The organism is Shewanella sp. YLB-07, assembly GCF_009377275.1.
The window spans coordinates 134,656-159,048 of the sequence record NZ_VOQB01000002.1 but is presented as its reverse complement, the minus strand read 5'-3'; the positions used below and the strand labels follow the sequence as shown (position 1 = coordinate 159,048).

General features: G+C 48.6%; 23 protein-coding genes and 1 pseudogene. 2 read left to right on the top strand and 22 right to left on the bottom strand.

What is annotated here, in order from left to right; all coding sequences use genetic code 11:
* Positions 1-32 precede the first annotated feature (32 nt).
* On the top strand, positions 33-1,427 hold the full coding sequence (locus FS373_RS04660) for an endonuclease/exonuclease/phosphatase family protein (RefSeq protein WP_144047569.1): 1,395 nt from the start codon (positions 33-35) through the stop codon (positions 1,425-1,427).
* A 144-nt stretch (positions 1,428-1,571) separates the two neighbouring features.
* Here the strand turns inward: FS373_RS04660 and FS373_RS04655 are convergent.
* The 8 genes and pseudogenes from FS373_RS04655 to FS373_RS04620 all read right to left on the bottom strand — a co-directional run.
* Positions 1,572-1,828 (bottom strand): annotated as a pseudogene (locus tag FS373_RS04655) (SulP family inorganic anion transporter); the annotation flags it as partial.
* A 452-nt stretch (positions 1,829-2,280) separates the two neighbouring features.
* Positions 2,281-3,498 carry an NADH:ubiquinone reductase (Na(+)-transporting) subunit F gene (gene nqrF, locus FS373_RS04650; RefSeq protein ID WP_144047577.1) on the bottom strand — a complete coding sequence of 406 codons (1,218 nt, stop codon included), beginning with the start codon at positions 3,496-3,498 and terminating at the stop codon, positions 2,281-2,283.
* Positions 3,499-3,571: 73 nt separating this feature from the next.
* Positions 3,572-4,180 carry an NADH:ubiquinone reductase (Na(+)-transporting) subunit E gene (gene nqrE / locus FS373_RS04645; protein ID WP_077752588.1) on the bottom strand — a complete coding sequence of 203 codons (609 nt, stop codon included), beginning with the start codon at positions 4,178-4,180 and terminating at the stop codon, positions 3,572-3,574.
* 9 nt (positions 4,181-4,189) lie between these two features.
* Positions 4,190-4,813 (bottom strand): NADH:ubiquinone reductase (Na(+)-transporting) subunit D, encoded by a 624-nt coding sequence (locus FS373_RS04640; protein WP_144047579.1) that lies wholly within the window; start codon positions 4,811-4,813, stop codon positions 4,190-4,192.
* 1 nt (position 4,814) lies between these two features.
* The gene (locus tag FS373_RS04635; protein ID WP_144047580.1) at positions 4,815-5,597 is read right to left on the bottom strand and encodes a Na(+)-translocating NADH-quinone reductase subunit C; all 783 of its coding nucleotides are present in this window, start codon (positions 5,595-5,597) and stop codon (positions 4,815-4,817) included.
* Entirely contained in the window at positions 5,597-6,856 is a 1,260-nt protein-coding gene (locus FS373_RS04630; protein WP_152828853.1) for an NADH:ubiquinone reductase (Na(+)-transporting) subunit B, read from the bottom strand. The genes FS373_RS04635 and FS373_RS04630 overlap by 1 nt, the downstream gene beginning before the upstream one ends.
* On the bottom strand, positions 6,857-8,218 hold the full coding sequence (locus FS373_RS04625) for a Na(+)-translocating NADH-quinone reductase subunit A (RefSeq protein ID WP_152828852.1): 1,362 nt from the start codon (positions 8,216-8,218) through the stop codon (positions 6,857-6,859).
* 316 nt (positions 8,219-8,534) lie between these two features.
* Positions 8,535-9,257, bottom strand: coding sequence for a DUF599 domain-containing protein (locus FS373_RS04620; protein WP_144047583.1), 723 nt, complete (start codon positions 9,255-9,257; stop codon positions 8,535-8,537).
* 222 nt (positions 9,258-9,479) lie between these two features.
* Between FS373_RS04620 and FS373_RS04615 the strand changes: the two genes are divergently transcribed.
* The gene (locus FS373_RS04615) at positions 9,480-12,527 is read left to right on the top strand and encodes a PKD domain-containing protein (RefSeq protein WP_144047584.1); all 3,048 of its coding nucleotides are present in this window, start codon (positions 9,480-9,482) and stop codon (positions 12,525-12,527) included.
* Between the two features lie 118 nt (positions 12,528-12,645).
* On the opposite strand, the gene FS373_RS04610 is transcribed toward FS373_RS04615, so the two are convergent.
* From FS373_RS04610 to FS373_RS04545, 14 genes are all read right to left on the bottom strand, one after another.
* On the bottom strand, positions 12,646-13,053 hold the full coding sequence (locus FS373_RS04610) for a protein-disulfide reductase DsbD domain-containing protein (protein WP_144047585.1): 408 nt from the start codon (positions 13,051-13,053) through the stop codon (positions 12,646-12,648).
* Positions 13,050-13,931, bottom strand: coding sequence for an FAD:protein FMN transferase (locus tag FS373_RS04605; RefSeq protein WP_144047586.1), 882 nt, complete (start codon positions 13,929-13,931; stop codon positions 13,050-13,052). The genes FS373_RS04610 and FS373_RS04605 overlap by 4 nt, the downstream gene beginning before the upstream one ends.
* Positions 13,921-15,171, bottom strand: a complete 1,251-nt coding sequence (locus FS373_RS04600; protein ID WP_152828851.1) for a DUF3570 domain-containing protein — start codon at positions 15,169-15,171, stop codon at positions 13,921-13,923. Before FS373_RS04600 ends, FS373_RS04605 begins: the two co-directional genes overlap by 11 nt.
* A 32-nt stretch (positions 15,172-15,203) precedes the next feature.
* Complete coding sequence (locus FS373_RS04595) at positions 15,204-15,878, bottom strand: DUF4266 domain-containing protein (protein ID WP_227992493.1); 675 nt, start codon at positions 15,876-15,878, stop codon at positions 15,204-15,206.
* Positions 15,879-16,010: 132 nt separating this feature from the next.
* Positions 16,011-16,484 carry a TlpA family protein disulfide reductase gene (locus FS373_RS04590; protein WP_144047588.1) on the bottom strand — a complete coding sequence of 158 codons (474 nt, stop codon included), beginning with the start codon at positions 16,482-16,484 and terminating at the stop codon, positions 16,011-16,013.
* Between the two features lie 126 nt (positions 16,485-16,610).
* Entirely contained in the window at positions 16,611-17,828 is a 1,218-nt protein-coding gene (locus FS373_RS04585; protein ID WP_144047589.1) for a vWA domain-containing protein, read from the bottom strand.
* Positions 17,803-18,399: a tight adherence pilus pseudopilin TadF gene (gene tadF / locus FS373_RS04580; RefSeq protein ID WP_194165802.1), complete on the bottom strand. Its 597-nt coding sequence runs from the start codon at positions 18,397-18,399 to the stop codon at positions 17,803-17,805. The genes FS373_RS04585 and tadF overlap by 26 nt, the downstream gene beginning before the upstream one ends.
* Positions 18,400-18,403: 4 nt before the next feature.
* Positions 18,404-18,841, bottom strand: coding sequence for a TadE/TadG family type IV pilus assembly protein (locus FS373_RS04575; RefSeq protein ID WP_185976876.1), 438 nt, complete (start codon positions 18,839-18,841; stop codon positions 18,404-18,406).
* The gene (locus FS373_RS04570; protein WP_221937435.1) at positions 18,838-19,590 is read right to left on the bottom strand and encodes a tetratricopeptide repeat protein; all 753 of its coding nucleotides are present in this window, start codon (positions 19,588-19,590) and stop codon (positions 18,838-18,840) included. Before FS373_RS04570 ends, FS373_RS04575 begins: the two co-directional genes overlap by 4 nt.
* Positions 19,591-19,660: 70 nt before the next feature.
* Positions 19,661-20,530: a type II secretion system F family protein gene (locus tag FS373_RS04565; RefSeq protein ID WP_194165801.1), complete on the bottom strand. Its 870-nt coding sequence runs from the start codon at positions 20,528-20,530 to the stop codon at positions 19,661-19,663.
* The gene (locus FS373_RS04560; protein WP_227992491.1) at positions 20,527-21,459 is read right to left on the bottom strand and encodes a type II secretion system F family protein; all 933 of its coding nucleotides are present in this window, start codon (positions 21,457-21,459) and stop codon (positions 20,527-20,529) included. Before FS373_RS04560 ends, FS373_RS04565 begins: the two co-directional genes overlap by 4 nt.
* Entirely contained in the window at positions 21,459-22,679 is a 1,221-nt protein-coding gene (locus FS373_RS04555; RefSeq protein WP_407695672.1) for a CpaF family protein, read from the bottom strand. Before FS373_RS04555 ends, FS373_RS04560 begins: the two co-directional genes overlap by 1 nt.
* Positions 22,680-22,804: 125 nt before the next feature.
* Complete coding sequence (locus FS373_RS04550) at positions 22,805-23,659, bottom strand: AAA family ATPase (protein WP_152828849.1); 855 nt, start codon at positions 23,657-23,659, stop codon at positions 22,805-22,807.
* Between the two features lie 106 nt (positions 23,660-23,765).
* Complete coding sequence (locus FS373_RS04545) at positions 23,766-24,392, bottom strand: CpaD family pilus assembly lipoprotein (RefSeq protein ID WP_144047595.1); 627 nt, start codon at positions 24,390-24,392, stop codon at positions 23,766-23,768.
* Position 24,393: the final 1 nt, after the last annotated feature.

The following is a 24,393-nucleotide window of genomic DNA, read 5'->3' as shown; positions in this document are numbered from 1 at the left end:
TCAACATAATAATTATTGATGGGTCACAAAATATGAATTTTCTAAAAACTGCAGCTGCGGCTGCGATCTCGATTGCGTTATTATCAGGATGTAATGACGAAACAATTATCAACAACCCCGTTGAACCTACACCAGATAGCACTAATGTTCGCTTCGGTACTTATAACTTATCATTCGATCGCAGCAGCTTCGAACAACTTGCTGCAGAGATGGCTTTAACCACTCCTGAGCAAGAAGCCTTAATGGAGAAGTGGTTCGATGAAACCTTAACTGAAGACGAACTTAAAGTGGCAGAAAAAGTCATTCAGATCCGTAACGTCGCAGCTATAATCCAGACTGAACGTCCGGCAGTATTGATGATGGGCGAATTTAACAACGATGGCATGGGTGAGAATCAAGACGCTATTAAAGGTTTTCGCTTAAACTACTTAGCGGTACCACAAAATGGTCTAGGGACCACTTCTGATGATAAGAAGATGCTCGAACCGATTCAATTCGCTTATTTCGAGAACTTCTCAACCAACACAGGTCTGCTCAGCGAATTCGATCTAGACCGAAACGGAACTGTAGCACTACCAGGCGATGCTTGGGGCTTCGGTTTCTACCACGGCCAATATGCCTTTGGCTTACTGTCTCAGTACCCAATCGATACTGATAACATCCGCACTTTCCAAACCTTCAAGTGGAAAGACATGCCGGGTGAAACTAACCCAACAATCACTAACTGTGAAGATGAAAACAATCCAATTCCAGAAGGCATGAAGTGTGGCGATGAATGGTATACAGCAGAAGCTTGGGCCGAAAAGCCATTGTCTTCTAAAAACCATGTGGATGCGCCTATCCTAATCCCTACTGCCGATGGTGAAAAAGTGGTTCACTTACTACTCTCTCACCCGACGCCACCCGTTTTTGATACGCTCACACAGAACAACAAGATGCTTAACCGTGCAGAGATTAAATTCTGGAGTGACTATGCATCAAATGCCGACTACATCTATGATGATGCCGGTGTCAAAGGCGGCCTAGGGCTAGATGCTTCTTTCGTCGTTATGGGCGATCTTAACGCCGATCCAGAAAATGGTGATGGCTTCCTCGATTCAATTCAAAACCTAATGCATCATGAACGTGTAAACGTACTGGCAACCGATGGTGTTTACGCGCCTAACAGCCTAGGGTCTACTGAATGTGTAGCACTTGGTGGTTGTGGCGATAGCACCTACCCAGATCGCATCACCAGTACCTTCGGTCTACGTGTCGACCATGCTATTCCGTCAAACGATCTTAACATCACAGACTCAGGCGTATTTTGGCCTGCAAGTTTCGAAGACGGCTACATGCTTATGAATGATGAGCGTGTTGGAAAATGGGGCAACGGCAAGGATATCTCTTCCGATCACCGTTTGGTATGGATTGAAGCTGAGCTGTAATTAGCTCACTTTGAAAGCACAAGAATAAGCGCTTTATTCAGAGATAAGTGAAAACCGCCATAGTTGGCGGTTTTTTATGACTGAAAAATGGGTTAAACCAACTTATCTGATCTTTGAGTCAATCTGGTTAAACCAGCAGCTGAAAATCACAGCCACTAGGGCTGCCATGGGGATTAACTTCAGCCATTCATCTAAAAACAGCACCATGAACAGCAAGAATATTCCCGCAGCTAGGCTAGATAGCCTACCCAGTCCGCCAGACTTGATATTGATAATCGATTGACCAATCATGGCACATCCCGCCATGCCCCCATCAGGGAAGCACCAATATTCGCAATACCTTGACCCTTACACTCACGGCTCTTATTGCTATAGGTGTCAGTCAAGTCATCGACAATACCTGACAGCAGGTCGCCTGCGGATGTTAGACATCCAATCGATTTTAAATTGTGTAAACATTAAACCTCTACTTTTCATCAGACGACCGAACTTTTCGTCAAGCAGCCAAAGCCTGATTCAGAAATCTGAAAGATTAAGCTATAAATTTTAGGCGCAAGAAGTCACTGCAAGAAGCAGTAAAAATGGAGCGCTAGTGTACGTGTGGAGCTTGGTAGCTATAAAGCTAAGAGAGGGGGCTGGGCTAAGGTGGCGTAATTATCACGTTATTTAATAACTCCTTTCATCTGCAGTAAAGGCGCTGGTCTACGCCTTTGAAACTAAATTTCACCCTAATTTTATGGCTTTTTCTTCACTAGTGTATCTTTTGCACAAGTAAACTTCTCTGAGACTTAAAACAAAAATGCAGCCCTAAGGCTGCATTTAATCTATCCGTTTCTACTTATAACACTGGTGGCTAATCACCGAAGTCATCTAGCAGGATGTTTTCTTCTTCGACGCCTAAGCTCTCCAGCATATTAATGACAGAGGTGTTCATAATCGGAGGGCCACACATGTAGAACTCACAATCTTCCGGGGCCTTGTGATTTTTAAGATAGTTCTCATAAATCACATTGTGGATAAAGCCGGTGTAGCCATCCCAGTTATCTTCGGGGAGAGGATCGGACAGTGCTACATGCCAGACAAAGTTTTCATTCTCGGCAGCTAGCTTGTCAAATTCATCTTGATAGAAGACTTCTCGGGTAGATCGTGCGCCGTACCAGAAGCTCATCTTACGTTTAGTCTTCTCGCCCTTAAGCTGATTGAAGATGTGTGAGCGCATTGGCGCCATACCTGCACCACCGCCAATAAACACCATCTCGGCATCGGTCTCCTTAACGAAGAACTCACCGAAGGGGCCGGATATCGTTACCATGTCACCGGCTTTAAGGTTAAAGATGTAAGATGACATCTTGCCCGGTGGCACACCGTCTGAAGGCGGCGTAGCAATACGCACGTTGAGCATGATGCGGCCTTTCTCGTCCGGGTAATTCGCCATAGAGTAAGCACGCAGCACATCTTCATCGACTTTAGATACCAGCTTGAACAGGTCATACTTATCCCAGTCACCACGATACTCGTCCGGAATATCGAAATCGCTGTAGTTGACCTGATGAGCCGGCGCTTCTACCTGAATATAACCACCCGCCTTAAATTTAACGTCTTCGCCTTCGGGTATCTTCAGCAATAACTCTTTAATGAAGGTGGCTTTATTATCGTTTGAGATAACTTCACACTGCCACTTCTTAACACCGAAAATCTCCTCTTCGACTTCAAGTTCCATATCGGTTTTAACCGCCACCTGACAGGCTAAACGACAACCCGTTTTAGCCTCTTTCTTGGTAATATGGTCGCGCTCTGTCGGCAAGATATCCCCACCGCCAGACTTAACGATTACGCGACACTGACCGCAGGTTCCACCGCCACCACAGGCGGATGGAATAAAGATATTCTTATTGGCCAATGCCCCAAGCAGCTTATCGCCGGCTGGCGTTGTGATGCTCTTTTCTTCGTCATCATTGATGCCGATTCTTACATCACCGGTTGAAACCAGTTTACTCTTGGCGAATAGAATCACCATCACCAGCATACTCACCACTAAGGTAAACATACCGATACCAATTGCCATTTCCATCGAATCTACCTTCTCTTAATTCAATTTCGTTAATTCAATTTCGTTAATCCAAGTACACGATTAGCTCACTGAATTAAATTGAGATACCTGCGAACGCCATAAAGCCCAATGCCATCAAGCCTGTGGTGATAAACGTAATGCCTACACCTTGAAGCCCTTCGGGTATGGCATGAAACTTCATTCGTTCACGCAGGCCTGCCAACATCACAATCGCCATGGCCCAACCAAAACCTGAACCCGCGGCAAACACCACGGACTCACCTAAGGTGTAATCCCGGTTAGCCATAAAAATAACCCCGGCAAAAATGGCACAGTTAACGGTTAACAGTGGCAGGAAGATCCCCAGCGAGTCATAGAGGCTAGGGATGTATTTATCTAAGAACATCTCGAGGATCTGCACTAACGCCGCGATAACACCGATAAAGGTGATCAGCTGCAGGTAACTCAAATCAATCTCAGGGTATCCGGCCCAAGCCAGCGCTCCCGGAGCCAGTACGTTGGCGTAAATCAGCTGATTTAAGGGTACCGCAAGCATCATCACGACTATCACCGCGATACCTAGACCGAAGGAGGTGGATACCTTCTTAGAGACCGCGAGAAAGGTACACATGCCCATGAAAAATGACAGCGCCATATTGTCGATAAGAGCCGCCTGAACAAATAGATTTATATAGTGTTCCATAACCTTCTCTTACCCTCTCTTACGCTGAATGACATTGATAGCCCAGATCATCAAACCGATCAGGAAGAAGGCAATCGGTGGCAGTTTGAACATTTCGTTCGTTAGGTACCAGCCTCCATTTTCCACCGTTTTCAAAATCTCATGACCAAACAGAGTGCCACTGCCTATCAGTTCTCTGACAAAAGCCACGCCGAGTAAGATCACGCCATAACCCATGGCATTACCTAAGGCATCGACCACGGCCATCGGCGGCTTATTCTTCATGGCGAAGGCTTCGGCGCGGCCCATGATGATACAGTTGGTAATAATCAAACCCACAAACACAGATAGCTGGCGAGACAACTCATAGGCGATATCCTGCAGCACCATGTCGACGATGATCACCAATGAGGCGATAATCGTCATCTGCGCGATGATGCGCACGCTGTTGGGGATAAGGTTGCGTATGGTCGAGATGATCAGATTCGAGAACACCAGAACGAAGGTCACGGCTAAGGTCATCACCAATGCCGTTTGCATCGAATTACTGACCGCTAGCGCAGAACAGACCCCAAGCACCTGCATGGCAACCGGGTTGTTCTTGAAAATAGGAGTAGACAGCACTTCCCGAGTGGCAGCTAAACTTTTACTCATCTTAAACCTCCGCAGCTTTTAGCTTGTCTAAGAAGACTTTAAAGCCTTCGCTACCAAACCAGAATTGAATCGAACGCTGTACACCACGCCCCGTCATGGTTGCACCGCTCACGGCATCGACACCATGAATATCCCCCTCTTTTGCGCCGCCCTTAACAATTTTCAATACTGGCTTACCCTTAGCGTCGAAAATTTGCTTGCCGCGGAACTTATCAGTCCACTCAGTCTCGTTAAGAAAGTCACCGATACCTGGGGTCTCACCATGTTCATAAAACACCACATTCTCGATAGTGTTAAAGTCGGGTTTCAATGCAACGTAGCCATAGATAATCGACCACAGGCCTTTACCATAAATAGGTAAGACAAGACTCACCAACTTGCCATTTTCGTCAAATACTTGGAAAATTCGCACTTGATCGGCACGGGTTTTAATCTTAGCTTTATCTATCTTTTTCTTTAGCTTATGTGATGTTTCAGGGTTAATGGCCGCCATACGCTCATCGAAATCCATCACTTCGACGCGCTCTTTTGGCTCGATGGCACCAGATTCGATATCGATAAGCAAAGGCGTTACTGATTTTTCGAAGATGGCGCGGAAATCTTTATCGCCTTGGATATCCACATCCGATGCCATCAGTACATAACGCTTAAGTTCATCACGCTTCTTAACCAGCTTGCGCTCTTTGAGTAGCTCGGCGGTTCCTGTGATCATAAATGAGCACAAGAGGCTGAGGGTGATGATGAAAATCATGGTTCCCACCACAGAATCTTTCTTCAAGGCCATTATGATTTAGCTCCCGAATTGTCATTGCTTAATAGCGCAGCGGTGCGCTTAGCTCTGCGCTTAGCTCTGCGCTTAATATTGGCGCGAGCAACCATGTAATCGAACAGAGGCGACCACAAGTTAGCGAATAAGATGGCTAGCATGATCCCCTCTGGCATTTTCAGGTTCATCACCCGAATGAGCACAGTCATAAAACCAATCAAGATGCCGTATGCCAGCTTGCCCTGACGGGTATAAGAGGTCGTCACCGGATCCGTGGCCATAAACATCATGGCGATGGCAAAACCACCGGTCACAAGATGCCAAGTCCAAGGCATAGCGAACATATCATTCTTGCTTGAACCGATAAGGTTAAACATGACAGAGGTTAAGATCATGCCAAGCATAACGCCGGCAACGATGCGCCAATCGGCTAAACGCGTGGCAAGCAGTAAGCAACCACCTAACAGCAAGGCCAAGGTACTGGTTTCACCGATTGCACCTGGGGTAAAACCAAAGAAGGCGTTCCACCATTGAGGGTCAGAGAAAGCTTGATACCAGGTATAATCGGCAAAGCTCAACTTACCCGCCGCGGCTTGGGCTAACGCTGTCGCTCCCGAGAAACCATCGGCTGCGACTAAAAGCGCAGGCTCAGCAATCTGAGTCGGGTAAGCAAAGAAGATAAAGGCTAAGCCCGCTAATGCCGGGTTAAGGAAGTTATATCCCATACCGCCGAAGAGCTCTTTAGCGATAATAACGCCGAAGGTGATCCCCATGGCGATTAACCATAGCGGCGTTGATACAGGTAATATCAAGGTAAACAATAAGGCGGTAACGAAGAAGCCTTCGTGCAGCTCTTGGCCACGCACCTTAGCGAACACCATCTCCCAAAGCAGACTCACTAGCAGCGCCGTAAGATAGATTGGAATATAGAAGCTTGCGCCATAGAGAAACAAGCCGATAAGACCCGTCTGTTCGGTGAGGCCACCAAAAATAAGGTCAAAAGGCGCGAGTTGCCATACATCCGGGGTGGACAAGCCAGATGCAATTGCGATTTGTGCCTGAAGTCCTAAGTTGTATAAGCCAAATAAAATAGCAGGCATTAAGCAAAGACCCACTAAGGTCATGGTACGTTTCACATCGATGGCATCACGAACGTGCACCTTACCTTTAGTGCTGCGGCCGTTTGCGATAACTAAGGATCTAAGATACCCCTTCATCGCCTGACCCGGCGCGTAGTAGTCTTCCTGAACGTCAGGCTTTTTGTCTTTATTACTCATTTACCCTTCCCTCTCTATTATGTCCAGACAAGCACGAAGCTCTTTACCGAAATCGTATTTTCCCGGACAAACAAAGGTACATAATGCTAAATCTTCTTCGTCTAACTCTAATGCGCCAAGCTCCTGCGCCTCATCGGTATCACGGACCACTAAGTCGCGAACCAACAAGGTAGGCAACACATCCAAGGGCATCACGCGATCTAACTGACCAAATGCCATCATGGCGCGCTGTGAGCCACCAGTGTGGGTGGTCATATTGAATAGCTTCTTCGAACGATTGAAACGTGAGGTTACCGCGCGAGTGATAGAGAATTTATCCGAGCCACCGCGGATCCAAGACAGCAATTCATGCTCAGAATCTTCGGTCAATGCGGTGATTTGATGGTGAAATCGGCCAAGGTAGCTGTGTGGACCTGAGGCTGTGTGACCCGAGAGTACAGAGCCTGAAACCACCCGGGAAAAACCTGGTGTTAACTCATCCTTAATACTTTCAACAAGCTCGGCGCCGAGTTGAATGCGGATAAGCCTAGGGTTAACCACATCCGGGCCGGCAATAGATACGACACGATCGGTATAAAGCTCACCGGTCAGAAATAGCTTGCCGTAGGCAATCACGTCCTGATAGCCAATATGCCAAACAGGTCGTTCGATACCCACTGACAGAGTAAAGTGAATGTGAGTACCCACTAATCCGGCAGGGTGAACTCCACTAAAGCGCTTGGTTTCGACTCGAGGAAGATCATGACCCGGCAGGTTATCGCCTTCGTCATGGCACAGGTAAACCTTATTGTCGGTTAAGCGAGTGAGCACCTGCATACCGGTTAAAAACGCTTTTTCTTGTTCGGCAATGATAATACGTGGCTCTGCCGCTAACGGATTGGTATCCATAGCAGTGACGAATATGCCTGCAGGCGATGAACCGAGTTCTGGAACCCGAGAAAAAGGGCGAGTACGCAGGGCTGTCCATAAACCACTATTAACTAAGTTGGCTTGAACAAGTTCACGACTCACTTGAGCAAGATCGTCATAGGATTCGAAGCTGATGCTGTCATAGCCGTGACATCTAATCACCACAGACTGAAGTACACGACGCTCGCCACGATGAATCGCCACGACCTCACCACTAGCGGGAGCGGTAAATATCACACCAGGTGTTCTCTTATCTTCGAACAGCGGCTGGCCTTTCTTAACCTGTGCACCCACTTCAACCAACATACTAGGTTTTAAGCCAACGTACTCTTCGCCAAGAATGGCCACATGAGATGACCTGGAGAAATTTTCAATCTCTTGCCTGGGCTCTCCGGCAATAGGGACATCTAGGCCCTTCTTTATTGTTTTAACCTGATCTGAGAAACCTGACATCACAATCATCAACCATAAAAATTAGGATAATGAATGGTAAATGCTTGTTAACTAAAATACCGATATTGAGGTCACATTACATTCCAGAACTGTAAGCCAACAACGGAATTTAGCTCAGATTTGTGAGATAGATTTACAATCGAATAAATATGAGAACCACAATGTAGCTTTACAACAAAATAAATACATAGGGCTCGAAAGAGGATAGATCCGGAATAAATTAGAATACATAGTTTAAAAATCATCTACAGAAGTTAATACTTAGTGGATAAAGTTGCCTAAGCCTCACTTTTTGGACGAATAAAATAGTACATGACTAATGTTTGCTCGCCTGCTCCTTTTCAATATCTAACGCTTGCATACCCGCAGTAATCGCCATTACAGCTTTAGATTTAAACTCACGGCGATAGAGAGTGTAAACAACGAACAGGCTAGCGCAAATAAATAAAGCGGGATGGAAAAACCAGCACATGACTGCCATCGAAAAATAGTATGCTCTTAAGCCATAATTATAGGAGTGCGCCGCCTGATCTTGCACTATCGCCATCTGCTTTGCGTAGTTTTTAAGGTTTTCATTACAGCCGCTCGGCTCGAAAGGCGCCGCCCCCACCATCACATTAAGAAAGCCATATTGGCGCATAGACCAGGTAAACTGAAAGAAAGCCATCACGAAGATGAAGGTCAATAAGGCCAATTTAACTTGGATTAACAAGTGCACCGGAGTGGCGGTATAAGGAATGGTTGTTATCACAGCTTCTAAGCGCTCCACTTGAGCAAACAGGGTGAGCACCCCCGCGAGTACCAGCATTGTTGTAGAAGCGAAAAAAGTGATGTTACGTTCCAGGTTCGCCAGTAAGGCCGCCTCTCCGACTCGAATTTCACGAGTCATCAGCTCATTCATCCAATGAATTCTATGTTGATGTAAGCACCTGGCGATACAGTTAGTGGTTTTAGCCTTACGGCGCGCAAAGGTGGTATAGCCCACCCAGCAAAAGAAAAAACACACAAAAGAGACTACATCTAGAACCGAAAAAGACATACAGACCTACTAAAGTCATAAACTTAAGGCTATTAAACCAGTTTTACGCTCGAGTAACCATCACTCTAATGGGAAAATATGTTTTTTAATTAACAATCGTTTGGTCAAGTTTAAACAATTAAAAACATTAGCAAGCCTAGAGTCTATCTAGCTTTGGCGTGCGAACACCTTATCCCCTGCTACACTTTAAATTAACTATCGAACGCTAAAAAAGGAACGGTAATGGATTACTCAAATAGATTCTTTAAGCTTGCGCTGTTAAGCTTTTTCTTATCTGCTACGGGGCTATCAGGATTTGATGCGGCCGCAGCCAACGCGACATCTGAGTCGCAAGATGCGTCGAACTCCCATCGTGTCTTCCCTTCTGTAACACTTCCAGAACCCGCTAACGGTGAACATGCCATAGGTCTACTTGGTACTAAACTTCCTGAAGTGGCGGCTTGGTACGGTAAAACTCCCGCCCAATTTGCCAAGATGATCAGACAGGACACGAGTGTCTGGCTAGATAAACAAGGGCGAGTTTTCTATGTAGAGATCGAAGAGCCTAGTCAACAAAGCATGACAGAGCCTTTGATTACACCAGAAACAGCACTTAACCAAGAGCAAACGTTCAAGTTACATAGCAGGCCTGGAGCGCCCAGAACCATATTGTTAGATTTTGATGGCCACACTACAACAGGCACAGCCTGGAACAACTCCTATGGCACACCTATTGTGTCACCCCCTTACAACCCCTATGGTGTTCCCGAGACCTTTACACAGGACGAGCTCGATAGAATTTACCTGATGTGGCGACAGGTCGCCGAAGACTTTGCCCCCTTTAATGTCGATGTCACCACAGAAGATCTCACTGACCCAGATGACCTTGCTGCCGATCCTATAGCCCGTGAAACGTCAGGCGATCAACTGTTCGGCACTCGAGTGGTAATAACTCAGAACACCTTTTCCAACTGTGGCTGTGGTGGCTTTGCCTACCTCAGAGCATTCGATGATTACGGATCCAATACCAATTACCTAAAACCCGCCTTCGTATTTAACTCGAGTGTTGTCGGTGCTGGTGAGGCTATCTCCCATGAAGCAGGTCATAACTTAGGGCTAAGCCATGATGGACAAACAGACGGAACCGGTTATTACACAGGCCATGGCTCTGGCGTAACAGGCTGGGCACCGATTATGGGGGTGGGCTATTATCAAGAATTAGTGCAGTGGAGTATGAACACCTATCCACTGGCAAATCAGCCTCAAAATGATATTTCGGACATTCAATACTATGGTGCCCCTTTGATATCTGATGACCATGTCGATGACATGAGTATCGTCGACGATGTGACATCCATGACTGTCACAGATAATGGCGCAACAAACCAACTCGATGCATTTGGTCTTATCCACCTCAGTAGCGATCAAGATATGTTTAAGTTCGATGCGGCGGCAGGTAGCTTCAGCATCTCAATCAATCCTGACGATGTTAGCCCAAATTTAGACATAGAGGCCAGCCTCTATGACAGCAGCGGAGCCTTACTGCAAACTGACAATGTCGCAAATATTCTATCGGCATCACTGGGCGGCAGCTTCGCCAGTGCCGGAACCTACTTCCTGATGATAGATGGTGTAGGTAAGGGGGATCCTCTGGATACGGGCTATCCCGATTACGGCAGCTTAGGCCAATATATAATCTCGGCAACGGTTCAAAGCTCATCAAATCTTCAAGGACCAACGGCTAATATCGGCACCATAAGTTATTCACCAACTTTTGCACCTACCTCTGTGTCATTTAGTAGTACAGGCTCAACAGACGATGGCGACATTGTGAGTTATGACTGGCTTTTCGGTGACGAGACTGAAGTCACAACCACAAATCCTGTCGATGATCCTACTCATGAGTACCTAGTCCCAGGGGAATACACTGCCACCTTAACAGTCACCGATAATGATGGCTTAAGTGACCAAAACTCTATTGCAGTGTCAGTCCTGAATCGAGCACCAATTGCGGTAATAGCAGGAGATCCACTTACGGGCCAGGCAGCATTGGAGGTCACATTTGATAGCACAGGCTCAAAAGATGATGATCCCCAAAGCAGTATCAGCTTCAATTGGGACTTTGGTGATGGCGCAAGCTCAACGGAGGCGATGCCAACACACCTTTATACAGCCGCTGGTGGCTATACCGCAACTCTTACAGTCACCGACAATTTAGGGGCCAGTGATTCAGTTAATATCAATATTAGCGTGGATGCACCTCCCTTTATCAACCAAATTGCTTATGGTGAGATATTCACAGCAGGCAATGTTAGCGGCAACTACCAAGACTCGGCCCTCGATAGCGGCTCGAGTCAGACGATTACGGAACGCCAATCTGGCGGTAAGAAGCAGAACCGATTCAGCTACCTGACCCATACTTGGTTATTTAGCATCACATCGGGCAACTTAGTGGAATTACATCTGGATGCCAGTATGTCCAGTCCCCCCGATTTACCCACCTTGCCCGACGATCAAATAATACTGTCTTACTCGCTCGACAATGGAGTCTCTTTCTCCAATTTTGCCACACTTTCAAACAGTGATAATGGCCATTACAGCGCCATGCTGCCTCAAGGTGTCAGCGGAGAAGTAAGAGTAAGCGTAACAGACAGCGATCAGACTGCGGGAAACAATACCTCATTCGATAGTATTACAGTTTCTAATCTCTATATCCGTTCGGAAACGGATGCAAGTCAAACTAAACCCAATGCACCTTCGAATATAGTCACTGGTCCGGTTTCATCTAGCCGAATAGTTCTGAACTGGACTGATAATTCATCAGATGAATCGGCATTTCACATAGAGCGCTCCCTGAATAACATTGACTGGGCAGCTGCTGGTACCGTTGCTGCCGACACGAGTGGCTACAGTGATACAGGCCTCGCCGCCAACACCGACTACTATCACAGAGTCTATGCCTCTAATGGCGCCGGTAACTCAAGTATGTCCACCACAGGCATTGCGACTAAGACTCTGGCAGCGAGTGATTTCAATTTAACAGCTACAGGACGTAAACAGAGAGGGGTAAAACATATAGATATTACCTGGGCTGCCTATCCCCTCATAGATATCTATCTCGATGATATGAACTCACCATACCTATATGGTTCGGACGTAGAAGCTGAACTCACTACCAGCCCTTACGAGTATGATATCAACACAGGTATCAAAGGAGGCACAAGCCATAGGGTTAAGGTATGTAATGCCGACAGTAATGACTGCTCACAGGAGATTACAGTGCTCTTCTAACCCGATCCAATAAGAGCAGTCATAGTAAACTTTAAGCAAAACATGGCTATAGGCCGCGTTTTTATCTCTCTGACTCAGGCTAAGTCACGGGGCTAAACCTTGATTTTAAGCCTCAATATCACAAGGCCTGTAACTCTACCGACTTGGTCTGGGGCATATAACATAGACCATCATCGGCGCAGCCCTGAAAGCGCACCTTGACTTTGCCCGCACCCTCGAAGGGAACCCGCACCCTTAATGGCTGACGAAAGACACCCACCTCACCAAAATAGGGGTCTTGCTTCTGCTGCGCCGTGACAGAGAATATTGGCTCACCTAAGGTTAATTCGGGTGAAGCGGACTTGAACGACAACCGCTTCTGGTAGAGATAATACCCGGGAACGGTATCGAAGCTTATGATCAACTCATTTCCGACCACACTTTGACTGTAGGGGAAAGCCTGTTTCACAGGCAGAAACTCCTTTTGAGTTTGCGCCTGTGCGAACATGCTGGCCATAAAGCAAGATATGATAAATAACAGTCTCATGATTGGATAAACTCCGCGTCTTGATGAAGGGTTAACTTGTCGTCGATAAAGGCAAAACCAATCGAATCAGGGACATCCAGAGTCGGCTTTATGGTTAGTGCCGTACTGTATATTCCCGCCTCTAATGCCGTGTCAGCGACCACTGTGGATGAGAGCACCTGAGGATGTACCCCGCCTTTGGCTAATATATGTGACGTCTGGCCATCACTGAATTGGTAATGACGTTGATAATGAGCCGAAGTGGTGAGCGCCTGATTATTCAGGGGCAAAGAGAAGAAAGGTTTTTGGGTGTCTTTAGGGTTGAGCACGGCCACAACAAACGGATTGCCATCAAGCTTTTGACCAAAGGTGCGAATGTCACCGCCGAAATTAATCAAGGCCCCGGTGACGCCGGCGGCTTTCACTAAATCCACTGCTTGATCGACGCTGTACTCCTTAATCACCCCGCCTAAGTCAAACCGAGTCTGAGAATGAGTAAAACTGAGATTCATTCCCTCAAGTGACCAGGAATTGAGCCCCATATAGGGCTCAATGCTGAGGTATAACTCCTCCCGGCTCAGGTCTGGCTGGCAGGCCTTAAGGTATTTAAGGCTACCGATTGTGATGTCGAAGATGCCTTGGGTAGCCTCGCAGTACTGACGTACCAGCCTTAGAATAGTCCATGTTTCATGATCGAGTTCCACCCTATCACTCCCACGAGAATTAATCTGCCGACTTAGCCAGGAGTCCTTGTCATGGAAGTTATATTTAGCTTCCAGTCGCCGGGTATTGTCTTCGATAGCCAGAGCCAGAGGCTCGGCTTCATCGGCGAACAAGATAACTTCACAGGGAACCGTCATGGCGGTGAAACGATGAACATAAACAAGGTTAGAACTCATAGGTTGCCCCAACTACCCACCACTGGCTCTCATAGCCATTACTCCTGTCATAGTAGGCCGCCAAAGCATTAAGACGCAGTCGCTTAGTCGCCTTTACACTGACACCAAGCTCATAGGCATTGGCATCGAAATCCCCCAGACGCAGATCCGATGTGGCATAACCGGTAGCCGCAAATGAAGGGTCGGCGGAATCTGGATCGACAAAGAAGTCTGCCGCAGTCTGAGAGTACCAAAAATATCCCGGAGTCAATGTCAGCCAATCCAGCAGTTCGATACTTAATTTGCCACCAACTTGGTGGGAGGTGACCCCCCAATCATCGGTAAAATACTTGTAACGTGGGCGAATAACCACAGATGAGCTAAAGCTGTAGAAGGTCTGAATATTAATCCCGCCGGAGAGTCGTTTATCGGGCCGGGTATCCTGACCTAGAAAGACCTCATCGTCCGCTATCACGCCATCGTCATCTATGTCTATCTCACGCAACACAGTCAGGTAATGATTGCTCAAATACCCGGACTTGTATCCGGAAAAAAGGGTAAATGTGGCATAAAAGTTTGCGGTAAAAATCTGAGATAGCCCAAGTTCGATATCACTGTTAAAGATATCTTGCCACTCTTGGGTGTTACCGAAGTTCTCATATTCCTCAAATGCCAAGGTCTTATCGAGCAGTAAGGAGCCTCCTATGGTATAGGAGCGATTCTTACGACTGTCGGCATAGATGAGCACCTGACCATTGATGCCCATGCTTTCATAATCTTCCTCCTGAGAGTAGTTAAGGCCTAGGCTCCACTCATCACGCTTCTTGTCTCTGTAAGTCAGGTTAGCGCTGCTAGAGTAGCGGGTATCTTCGAGCTCATAGGCCTGCACGGCATAGGCATCCCGATAAGGGTCATAACCCGCACGAATCACCTCAGTAGTTTGCCCCTGTGCCAACTGGGTTTTCTTGGCTCGATTGAGCAAGTCCTGGTTGCCCGATACCGGAGTTGTCGGCCCCCAGGCGGGAGATGCACCCGAAACCGTGTCATAACCCAGCTCTGCGGTCAGGGTCCAATCCAAACCGAAGTTTTTCTCAATAGAGAGCAGATTGTCGCCAGCCTTGACCTTATCGCCGTACTCCTCGAAGTTCATATGATGAATCGAAATATGATCCGCCGCCTCGACCTGAGCCGGGAGGGATAATGCGCCTAAGCCTGAGGCTGCTACGCCGCTTAGGATTGTCAGTGTTAATTTTTTACTCATTGGTATTCTTATTTAAGTTTAAGCCATTGATACTAGTTACAACCACAGCCGCCGCCACCGACGCCACTGCCACCCACAGAACCTTGCTTATAGGAGAAGACTTTCTCCGAGAAGCGGTCAAACTCAGGCACTACGCCGCCGGGCTTCATCGCCTTCTCGGCCAATGTGCCTTTCTCCCAAGGCTTTACCGGGTCTATCCCCAGCCACTCATCGAGAAATGACAACATGGACTCATCATCTTTTGCATCTGCCACCTCAATTTCTGGCATATTCTCGAAGGAGAGAGTAGATGAAAGAGTCGGAGACATAGGCTGCGAAATAGTCGGTGAAACACCTGGGCCGAACGAGATATCGTTCGCCAAAACTTCAGGGGCAGATAACAGCAGACTTGGCCGCTTAGGAGCGACTAGCTCGACATTACGTCTCAGGCCTGTGATCGCCCCCTGACTGGAATACACGGAAGAGGAGACACTAGTGGACTGATGATAACGACCATTGGCGCTGACCGTCTCTTGTATCGAGCCTGGTACTGATTCTGGTACAGAGGCCTGCGCAGTTCCTGAGCCAATAGTCTGATTCAGCTTCTTAGTGTTAATTTCAGGCGGATTTTCGCCCTCACCCAAGCCACTAAGATCAATATCCAATGTCGCCTTTGCACCGAATGACACGCTCAAGAGAGCGGATATCAGGCTTAACTTACATTTCATTTTTTTCTTCATATTACTCGTATCTCCGCCCTTCATTTAGCCAATCCCAGGGATCTGATATCATCGATTATCACTTGTCTGATGTTATTCATATTGCTCGTATCTTCATTTTTCCCTTCATTCGATTATTCATTATTCGGCTAAATCCAGAGACCGAATATCCTCGATGATCACTTTTCGAATATTATTGATAGCGCCGTATCTCACCTTGAGAACCTTGCCTTTGTAGACGTAATACAAAGCCGGCATACCAGTGGGCTGAAAATCTGCGACCAGCACTTGCTCCGGATCGGCTACCACTCGAAAAGTCAGACCTAATTCCCGTTGGAATGCCAGTCCCACGTCGACGTCTTCATCGACATCGACACCGACTATGCTTACTCCGCGCCCGGCTAACTGACGAGACAATATCTCAACCTCGGGCAGTTCTTCACGGCATGACACGCACCACTGGGCAAAGAAATCTATGATAGTCAGCTCATTGGGGTTCAGACCTAACTCCTGCATCGCCTTAGATGAAAGCAAGTCTCCCTGTTGATAGCCATACGCCGATGGCGAAAGCGTTGTAAACACTAAAGAAACGATCACGGCCCACCTTTTAAACATAAACACCTCTAATAAAACGAATTATTTTCATTCAAGCATTCACAGATATGAATGCGATTCTAGATTCTGATCCTAGTTCCTAATCTCAAGTCCTAAGCCTTAGGTTCCGATTTAAAACTCCTGGCTTTAAGTTTCTATTTCCTCCCGCAATACTAAGCTAGCCTTAGTCTCAGTCTGCAGTGCCTCACGAAAGAAGGCTTCCAGCTCCTGGGTATTTTGCGCGTCATACACCTTGCCCTTAACACCGGCACACTCCCTGAATTGCTGCAGGCGGCGATCGCTGACTCCGAAGCCGATAAAGCTCATCTCGATATGATGTTTATCCTGGATAGCCCGGCACAAGCCTTGTTCAATCAGATCATCCAGATGAAAGCCCTGGTCTGCACCATCGGTGAACAACACCAAACGCTGTATCAGTTCTGGCGACTCAACAGGGGGGATCTGCCATTCCTCCTGCCACTGGGGCAGCAAGGTGCGCACGCCCCAGATCAAACCTTGATAGGAGGAAGTCGTGCCACTGGTGACTAGGGCATCGACCCTCTGTTTCACCAAATCGAGATCTTGCGTCAGGGGCAAGATAGTCACATCCATGCTGCAGGCGTCCAGCCATTTGCTGGCAAATGTCGTATTAATATTCAGGTTGGCGGCGGGCTCAGCAAGATCGTTCACCGTTGCGGCATAATCCACACTGTATTGGCCATAACTCAGACCATCGACACAGGTGACCTTGTCCGCAGATTTTGGCATCCAGGGAGCATTGAGCACACCGACTCCAGTCTCGAAGGGCACCAAAGAAAACCTCACCGCACCGACTTCATCTGCATCTTGCTGTCGAATATCTTCGAGGGCGCCATTGATGATGCGTTTCAACTGAGGTAACTGAGCGGACATGGATCCAGAGATATCCAACACCAAAGCGAGATCCATGGGTAAGGGCGTCGAGTTGATCACCAAGTGTGAAGTTGCACCAGTATCTGAGGAGAGAGATACATCTGTGCGCGCCGACTCTGGAAGCAGCGCCATCATGGTCGGGTTGAAGCGATAACTCGCCTTTATGCTGCAGCGATTTCTGCCGTCGATGGCTATCTGGGCTTCACCATCATGGATCACAAAACCGGGACGATAATAATCCAAGATACCCACAAGCAGGGCTTGATCGGCCCGCTGTGAATAACCGCAGGCGAGAGACGCTGCATCCGATGCCTGACCGGCCCGGGTCACCGTCAGCAGATACATGGCCAGTAAGATACTGATGGCAATCATCGCCAACATGAAAGGTAAACAGATCACAAACATCAGGGAGATATCCCCATGCTGTCTATCGTAACCAAGACGTTTTGTCATAATGCCTCCCTATCATCAAAGAAGAGCTCTTATAATAATCTTGGGTAAAATTGGAAAAATCCACGATACCCAGCACGCCATTGACAGATTTAACGCCTGTCAAACACACGGTCACCTGAAACAGCTGAGCATATTTACCTAAGTTGTATCCCTCCACACTGCCCTTAGGAGATAAGTCGGCGAGACCCGTTAACCCGGTATTGCCCTGACATTTGCTGCCAGATTGAAAACCGTACCACTGCTCGCTATTTTTTTCTCCCAGGAACTTAAGCTGCTCCAGCTCGATACCGACTTGAGTATTACCGTCACTGCTGATGCCATCCAAGTGGCGCTTAGCTAAGGTCAGTAGATCATCGGCTAGCTTCTGAGTGATCGCTTGCTTATCTGTCACCCATGGCAGCTTCAAGGGCTCGACACTGACCACAGTCACCAGTGAATAGGACAGGCGGTCCAACTTGGCCTTAGTCAGCAGAGCATGGTTAATTCTGAACACGAATAGGGCCAGAGCCGCCATCACTAAGATGATCACAGGCAAGGCGATAACGCTGATCCCCTGCTGATATTTAGCCATGGAATTAACGCCTCTCATGGGCTACCAACACGGTTCGCTCAAACTTATTGATGGCGCTGCCATCACCCATGCCTTCGATAAATAACATCTGATAGGTGTAAGTAAGCCGATATTCACCATACATCTGGTCCTTATAATCCGAATCGTATTGATCCAGCACTAAGGCCTCAAGATCCTCATAATAACGTCCCTCAAGTTTCATTCTGCCATTGTCAAATAGTGGCCAATCCTGCGCATCGATCTCTTGTCTCAACAGCTGCAGAACATCTTGCTTATCATTCAGCCTGACCACCTGTCTGGCGGCCGTAGACAGGGCCGCATCGAGCAGATTTGCCGTTAACATGAAACGGCACAGCTCGACAACCAGGAGTAAAAGAATGAAAAAAGGGATCAGAGTCAGGGTAAATTCCAGGGTTTGACTCCCCTCTTGCTTCGACTTCACAGTTCCTTTCTCTGCCATTGGCCATAGAAATCCAGATTTCGCTCTAGCTCCGCCTTAGTCAGATCTTGTCTGGCTATGGCCTTAGCCGCCTCTATATCGCCTTTCATCGCGAAGGCCAGGGCTAAGTTCTGGCGTAATTTTACCGTGCTTTTTCCGCGTAAATAACTGGGGTAGATAACATCTATGCCCAGCTGCGGCTTGTCATCGAGTATCCAGGCCAGAGCTAAATTATTGCGATATTCCAGACTGCCGGGATCGATATTAAGCGCCGCCTGAAACGCGCCGCGAGCCTGCTGGTATTCCTGATGCAGGGCATAACACACACCCAGACTGTTGTGGGCCACGGCGTCACCGGGCAACAAAGAGCTTGCCTGCAGCAGCGCAATCAAAGCCTTGGGCGTATCACCGGAGGCTAGCTGCGCCCGGCCTATCTCTCGCTGGATCTCTCCCCGGCTGGCATAGCCAGCCTCGCGGTTGATTCGACTCGCCTCCTTAAGTTGGTGCAATGCCATCGCATACTCACCGCTCAGGTTATAGGCGCTCCCCAGTAGATAGAGCAGCTCCACATCGTGGGGAGCTTTATCTAACAATGCTTGATAGATCTCTATGGCACTCCCCGGACGGCCATTCGTCATTGCCACCTCGGCCAAGTGACGATCATTAGCCTTGAGCTGCTCTGCTGAGAGTGAGCCTGAAGAGCCACAGGCCATAAGCTGGGTTAACAGGAATAAAAATATTAAACGCTTCATAGTTCACCTATCGAACTGAGATTGATTCGTTGGCGGCAAGATGTTTGCGGCAACGAGTAAATTAGGCATTTCAAAGTTCACCTATCGATGTCATAAGTTCAATGATTGTCGGCGCCACGATCAGGACTACCACAGGTATCATGACCAGCACCACGAGTGGCATGGACATCTTGGCGGGGATCTTGCCGACCTTCTCTTCCAACGCCAGATACTGGTGCTGACGGCTATCCGAGGCGATAAGGCGCATGCTCTTAGCGATGGGACTGCCGTATTTTTCTGCCTGAGACAGGGCGATAACCATGTTTTCAATTTCAATGATGCCAGTGCGAAGGGCCAGGTTTTTCAATGCCTGGGGCCGGGAATCGAGCAGACGCAGTTCGGCTTCGGTGATCAACCACTCTCGGGACAGTTCCGGGGAGAAGTTCACCATCTCTTGACCTACCCGACCAAATACCGCCTCCAGAGTAAGACCGGACTCGACGCACACTACCATAAGGTCCAGTGCATCCGGGGTCGCTCCGGCGATGCGAGAAGAGACAAGCCGCGCCCTGAATTTGACCCAATGCTCCACCCCAATCCCGCCGATAACGGCAAACACCACCCCCTTGGCCAAGATGACCTTGTCGAAACTGAAGCCAGAATATGCCATCCAGCCGATGAAACAGCTTATCGCCACCAATAACTTGGCCACCACAAAGATGCTGGCAGCATGCTCAGAGTAGAATCCAGCTCTGAGCAACAAGGCCTTGATATCATCGCTGACCTTAATCTTAGATTGGAGCTGGTTCTGAGGCTTAGCAAAGGCCATAGCCCCGCGTTCCACAAGCTGTAAACGTGCAACGACCCCATCTCTCTGCCGCGCCTTAACGCTGCTGAGCAAGGCTAAGGAGCCCCCGGCGAGCAATAACATAAACGATACCCACAAGGATAAGGTCATCATGGTCGCACCTTAGTCAGCACATTGATGATGCCAAGCCCCAGAGCTATGCTGCAAACCACATATAACAAGACATTGTGCCCGGCTGGCGTGTCGGTGAGCACGGCGAAGGAGGTGGGATTTTTGAAGAACATGATGCTAATCAAGATTAAAGGCAAGCTAGCTAGAATCAACGCCGTCATTCTTGGCTCTGCGGTCAGACTCTTGATCTTCATCTTGATCGCACTATTATCGTGCAGGGTTCGGCCCAGGCTATGGAGTACCTCCCTCAGTTGACCACCGTTCTCCTGGTTCAAAATAAGTGCCACAGTGAAGAAGTGAAAACTTGCATAGGGCAAACGATAACAGGCCTGTTCCAGGGCCTGCTTAAGGCCGATTCCTATGGCGAGTCTGTCGCGGATAAGCTCAAATTCACGACCGAGGAAGCCCTGCTGATACTCAGATACCTGGGCTATGGCCTGGGGCACTGAGATGCCGGCCGCCACGGCGCGGGAGATCTGACCCAACACCTGAGGAAAGGCTTGATCGAACTGCTTCATCTGCATCGAGCGCATCAACCAGAAAAAACCTAAGAAGCCGATAGTCGGCACCAATATCAACAGTGCCAGGCGCACATAAACAGGCAAGAAACCACTCATTATCCAGCTGGTGATAGCCGACGTAACCAGACCCAGATAAAGGAAAGTTTTCCCCTTGAGCCCGAATAGGTTATCGATACGAGACTCCAGTCTTCTGAGCCAGCGTAGCCAAGGACTCACTTCCTGCTCCCAACCAAAGAGTGACTTAGACACAGATTTATCTTGGGCCTTGAACTTAGTCACGCTCAACAGGCGCCTTCGAGTCTGACGACGCTGGCCAATGTAATACCAAGAAGAAACAGCACTGACCGTCAGGCTCAATACTAGGAGAAAAATGGCGCACAGAGCAAACATCAATTCACTCCCATCACTTGCTTGAGTCTGGTATCTAGCTGGTAATATCTGGCCTTCTCGATAAATTTAGGCACTTTTTGTGCAGACAAGAATTGCCCCAACACATTGCCTTGGCTGTCCTGCCCCTGATAATCGAAGCGAAACAGATCATGGGTAAGATATTGATCTCCTTCCAGACCAACCAGTTCGGTGATATTGGTCACCCGACGTCGACCATCCCGCATTCTCTCGATCTGCACAATAATGTCTATGGTTGCGGCTACCTGACGCCGCAGGGCCTGTGCCGGCAGGTTAACTTCCGCCATCAACAGCATGTTTTCCAGACGGATCAACGCATCGGATGGCGAGTTGGCGTGCAAGGTACACATGGAACCATCATGGCCAGTGTTCATCGCCTGCATCATGTCAAATGCTTCGGCGCCACGCACTTCGCCGAGAATGATGCGATCCGGACGCATACGCAGGGCGTTCTTCAATAAACGACGCTGATCGACGGCCTCCAGACCTTCAGCGCTCGCCGGACGCGTCTCGATACGTATGACATGGGGCTGCGCCAATTTTAATTCTGCCGCATCTTCTATGGTGATGATCCGCTCCTCGGGTGAGAAACCAAACGACATAGCATTGAGTAGCGTAGTCTTACCCGCACCCGTGCCGCCGGAGATCAGCACATTCACCCGGCAACGGGCTATGATGTCCAGCAAGGTCACCATATCCGCCGACATGGCCCCAAGCTCGGCTAACTGGCTCAGACTACGTTTGTTATCGCTGAATTTACGGATCGAGATACAAGTGCCATCCAGGGCCAGAGGTGGAATGAGTACGTTAACCCGGCTGCCATCGGGCAGGCGGGCATCGACCATAGGATTCGTCTCATCGATCCTGCGGCCAATGCGGCTCACAATTCGTCGGGCTAAATTGAGCACATGCTCCTCATCGCGAAAGCTGATTTCCGCCGACTTGAGCTTACCTTTATGCTCGATAAACACTTCCTTGTGGCCGTTGACCATGATGTCGGTGACATCGGGATCATCGATCAACACTTGCAGCGGCCCCAGGCCTAACATTTCGTCCACCAGGCGCAGCATGATCTGCTTCTGTTCCTGGCCTCCCATGGGCAGTTGATGACGCTGGGCTATATCGCCCACGGCCTCGAAGGTCCGAGTCTCTAGCTCCTCACGGGAGAGTTGGATCACAACGGCGGGTTCGATAGCGAGCATAACTTCACTGTGGATCAAGGCGAATCGACTCTGCTGACGCTCGGAATCTTTGACCGACTCGCTCATAGCTACCGAACCAGAGCGAGGCGACGGGCTCTGATTAGCCGATATTTTTCGTCCAAACATCAGTCTCTCCTGAACCAAAGTTTCATTCGGCTCACAGGAGCGACTTGTTCACCCGTCACTCTGGCAGCGAGTTGCTTAAACACCCTACCGAGTCGACCGTTATCGTCGGCAACATGGCTTCCCAGAGTCGCGGTGGATAACATCTTCTCCGGGCTAAATGGGATCACCAGATCTACGCTCTGGCCCAGAGCTTGATTGACGTCGGTTAACGAGATCAAAGAAGCCTTCTCTGGCTTAGTATGATTAAGGATCAGAATCGTCTGCTGATCATGATCTGTCGCCAGCTGAGTCAATAATTGATTGGTATGACGAATCGAGGCCAGTGTCGGCTCTACGATGACGATACGAATATCAGCGCTACGAATAGCCTCGAAACCGACACTGTCACGCAGACAGAAAGAGGGGATATCCCAGATCAGATAATCTGTCTGTTGCTGACAAAATTGTGAAGTCGCTTCTAAGGCCTCCGAGTCGGGCCAAAACTCCTGGGCCAACTGCTGACTATAGCCGGTAAAAACGTACAATTTCTCCGCCGCCTTCACTCCGCTACGCTCGAACACTATAGGCTCCAGACGCTCGGGATACTGCAACATCTCGGTGAGCCTATTATTGGCACTGATATTCAGATGCAGATCTAAGTCGCCGCTAACAAAGTCCAGATCCGCGCAGGCGACCCGCTTGTCGAGTTGCTGTGACAACACCCAGGCAAGGTTAGCCGCGACACTGGTGCTACCCGCTCCGCCCTTGGCGCTGGCAACGGCGATACGTTTGCCTAACTCACCCGATGCTACCCGGTATTGTGAATAATCGGTCTGAGAGCCGCTATCCTGAATCTTGTAAATATTTGAAGTCATCTAGAGTAGGACCTTAGACTCATGTTGAGAGATATCCTAAATTGCAAGACAAGCACTTTGCCTCCCACGACTAGGGCTGGAAGCTGGTTAAAATATGTATTCATAATTAATTTCCAGAACCGCCTGATAGCGCGCCTGAGATTGGTGAAGACTCCCTCAATGGGGCATTGGGTTGAGCATAATATGCTTCCAGAGTCGACACAGCCTTGCGGCCCTCGGTCGCAGACAAGGTCTCGCCCACCACCAAATCCCGAGGGTTTGCCACCATCTGAGCCAAGGCGCTGGCATTGGCACAGCCAAAGTTAGCCGAACGTTTAAAACTGTTGAGAATCGTCTTAGGCTCTTTGCCCGCATCACAATGGCGAACTAAGGTGCGATACGACTCGACCACCAGAGTCAGATCTTCAGAGGTGCTGGCAGACTCCCTCCGAAGGGTCCGGATCTGCGAGGGATATATATTTCTGCGGTGCAATAATTCCTGCACCGAGTTCAGCACCTTTTCTCCCCGTGAAGAGTGAGTTTCGATACGTACTCTTAAGTTGGCTGGATCGCCCTGGCGCAGCAGGAACTCTTCCAATGCCGCCCTGTCTTCGCTATCGAGTGTTTCTGCGATTAACCGCAGAGAAAACACATGGGTCACCGCCTCGATGGCGATATCGGGCTGACGTTTTATCGGATCGCCAGAGCAAGCCAAGAGCAGACTGCTAAGCAGCAATAAAATAATTAAGCGCATG

Bases quoted from the DNA above. Each gene is read 5' to 3' on its own strand.
- FS373_RS04660 (WP_144047569.1), top strand. From the start codon at position 33: ATGAATTTTCTAAAAACTGCAGCTGCGGCTGCGATCTCGATTGCGTTA.
- nqrF (WP_144047577.1), bottom strand. From the start codon at position 3,498: ATGGAAATGGCAATTGGTATCGGTATGTTTACCTTAGTGGTGAGTATG.
- nqrE (WP_077752588.1), bottom strand. From the start codon at position 4,180: ATGGAACACTATATAAATCTATTTGTTCAGGCGGCTCTTATCGACAAT.
- FS373_RS04640 (WP_144047579.1), bottom strand. From the start codon at position 4,813: ATGAGTAAAAGTTTAGCTGCCACTCGGGAAGTGCTGTCTACTCCTATT.
- FS373_RS04635 (WP_144047580.1), bottom strand. From the start codon at position 5,597: ATGGCCTTGAAGAAAGATTCTGTGGTGGGAACCATGATTTTCATCATC.
- FS373_RS04630 (WP_152828853.1), bottom strand. From the start codon at position 6,856: ATGAGTAATAAAGACAAAAAGCCTGACGTTCAGGAAGACTACTACGCG.
- FS373_RS04625 (WP_152828852.1), bottom strand. From the start codon at position 8,218: ATGTCAGGTTTCTCAGATCAGGTTAAAACAATAAAGAAGGGCCTAGAT.
- FS373_RS04620 (WP_144047583.1), bottom strand. From the start codon at position 9,257: ATGTCTTTTTCGGTTCTAGATGTAGTCTCTTTTGTGTGTTTTTTCTTT.
- FS373_RS04615 (WP_144047584.1), top strand. From the start codon at position 9,480: ATGGATTACTCAAATAGATTCTTTAAGCTTGCGCTGTTAAGCTTTTTC.
- FS373_RS04610 (WP_144047585.1), bottom strand. From the start codon at position 13,053: ATGAGACTGTTATTTATCATATCTTGCTTTATGGCCAGCATGTTCGCA.
- FS373_RS04605 (WP_144047586.1), bottom strand. From the start codon at position 13,931: ATGAGTTCTAACCTTGTTTATGTTCATCGTTTCACCGCCATGACGGTT.
- FS373_RS04600 (WP_152828851.1), bottom strand. From the start codon at position 15,171: ATGAGTAAAAAATTAACACTGACAATCCTAAGCGGCGTAGCAGCCTCA.
- FS373_RS04595 (WP_227992493.1), bottom strand. From the start codon at position 15,878: ATGAAATGTAAGTTAAGCCTGATATCCGCTCTCTTGAGCGTGTCATTC.
- FS373_RS04590 (WP_144047588.1), bottom strand. From the start codon at position 16,484: ATGTTTAAAAGGTGGGCCGTGATCGTTTCTTTAGTGTTTACAACGCTT.
- FS373_RS04585 (WP_144047589.1), bottom strand. From the start codon at position 17,828: ATGACAAAACGTCTTGGTTACGATAGACAGCATGGGGATATCTCCCTG.
- tadF (WP_194165802.1), bottom strand. From the start codon at position 18,399: ATGGCTAAATATCAGCAGGGGATCAGCGTTATCGCCTTGCCTGTGATC.
- FS373_RS04570 (WP_221937435.1), bottom strand. From the start codon at position 19,590: ATGAAGCGTTTAATATTTTTATTCCTGTTAACCCAGCTTATGGCCTGT.
- FS373_RS04565 (WP_194165801.1), bottom strand. From the start codon at position 20,530: ATGATGACCTTATCCTTGTGGGTATCGTTTATGTTATTGCTCGCCGGG.
- FS373_RS04560 (WP_227992491.1), bottom strand. From the start codon at position 21,459: ATGTTTGCTCTGTGCGCCATTTTTCTCCTAGTATTGAGCCTGACGGTC.
- FS373_RS04555 (WP_407695672.1), bottom strand. From the start codon at position 22,679: ATGCTCGCTATCGAACCCGCCGTTGTGATCCAACTCTCCCGTGAGGAG.
- FS373_RS04550 (WP_152828849.1), bottom strand. From the start codon at position 23,659: ATGACTTCAAATATTTACAAGATTCAGGATAGCGGCTCTCAGACCGAT.
- FS373_RS04545 (WP_144047595.1), bottom strand. From the start codon at position 24,392: ATGCGCTTAATTATTTTATTGCTGCTTAGCAGTCTGCTCTTGGCTTGC.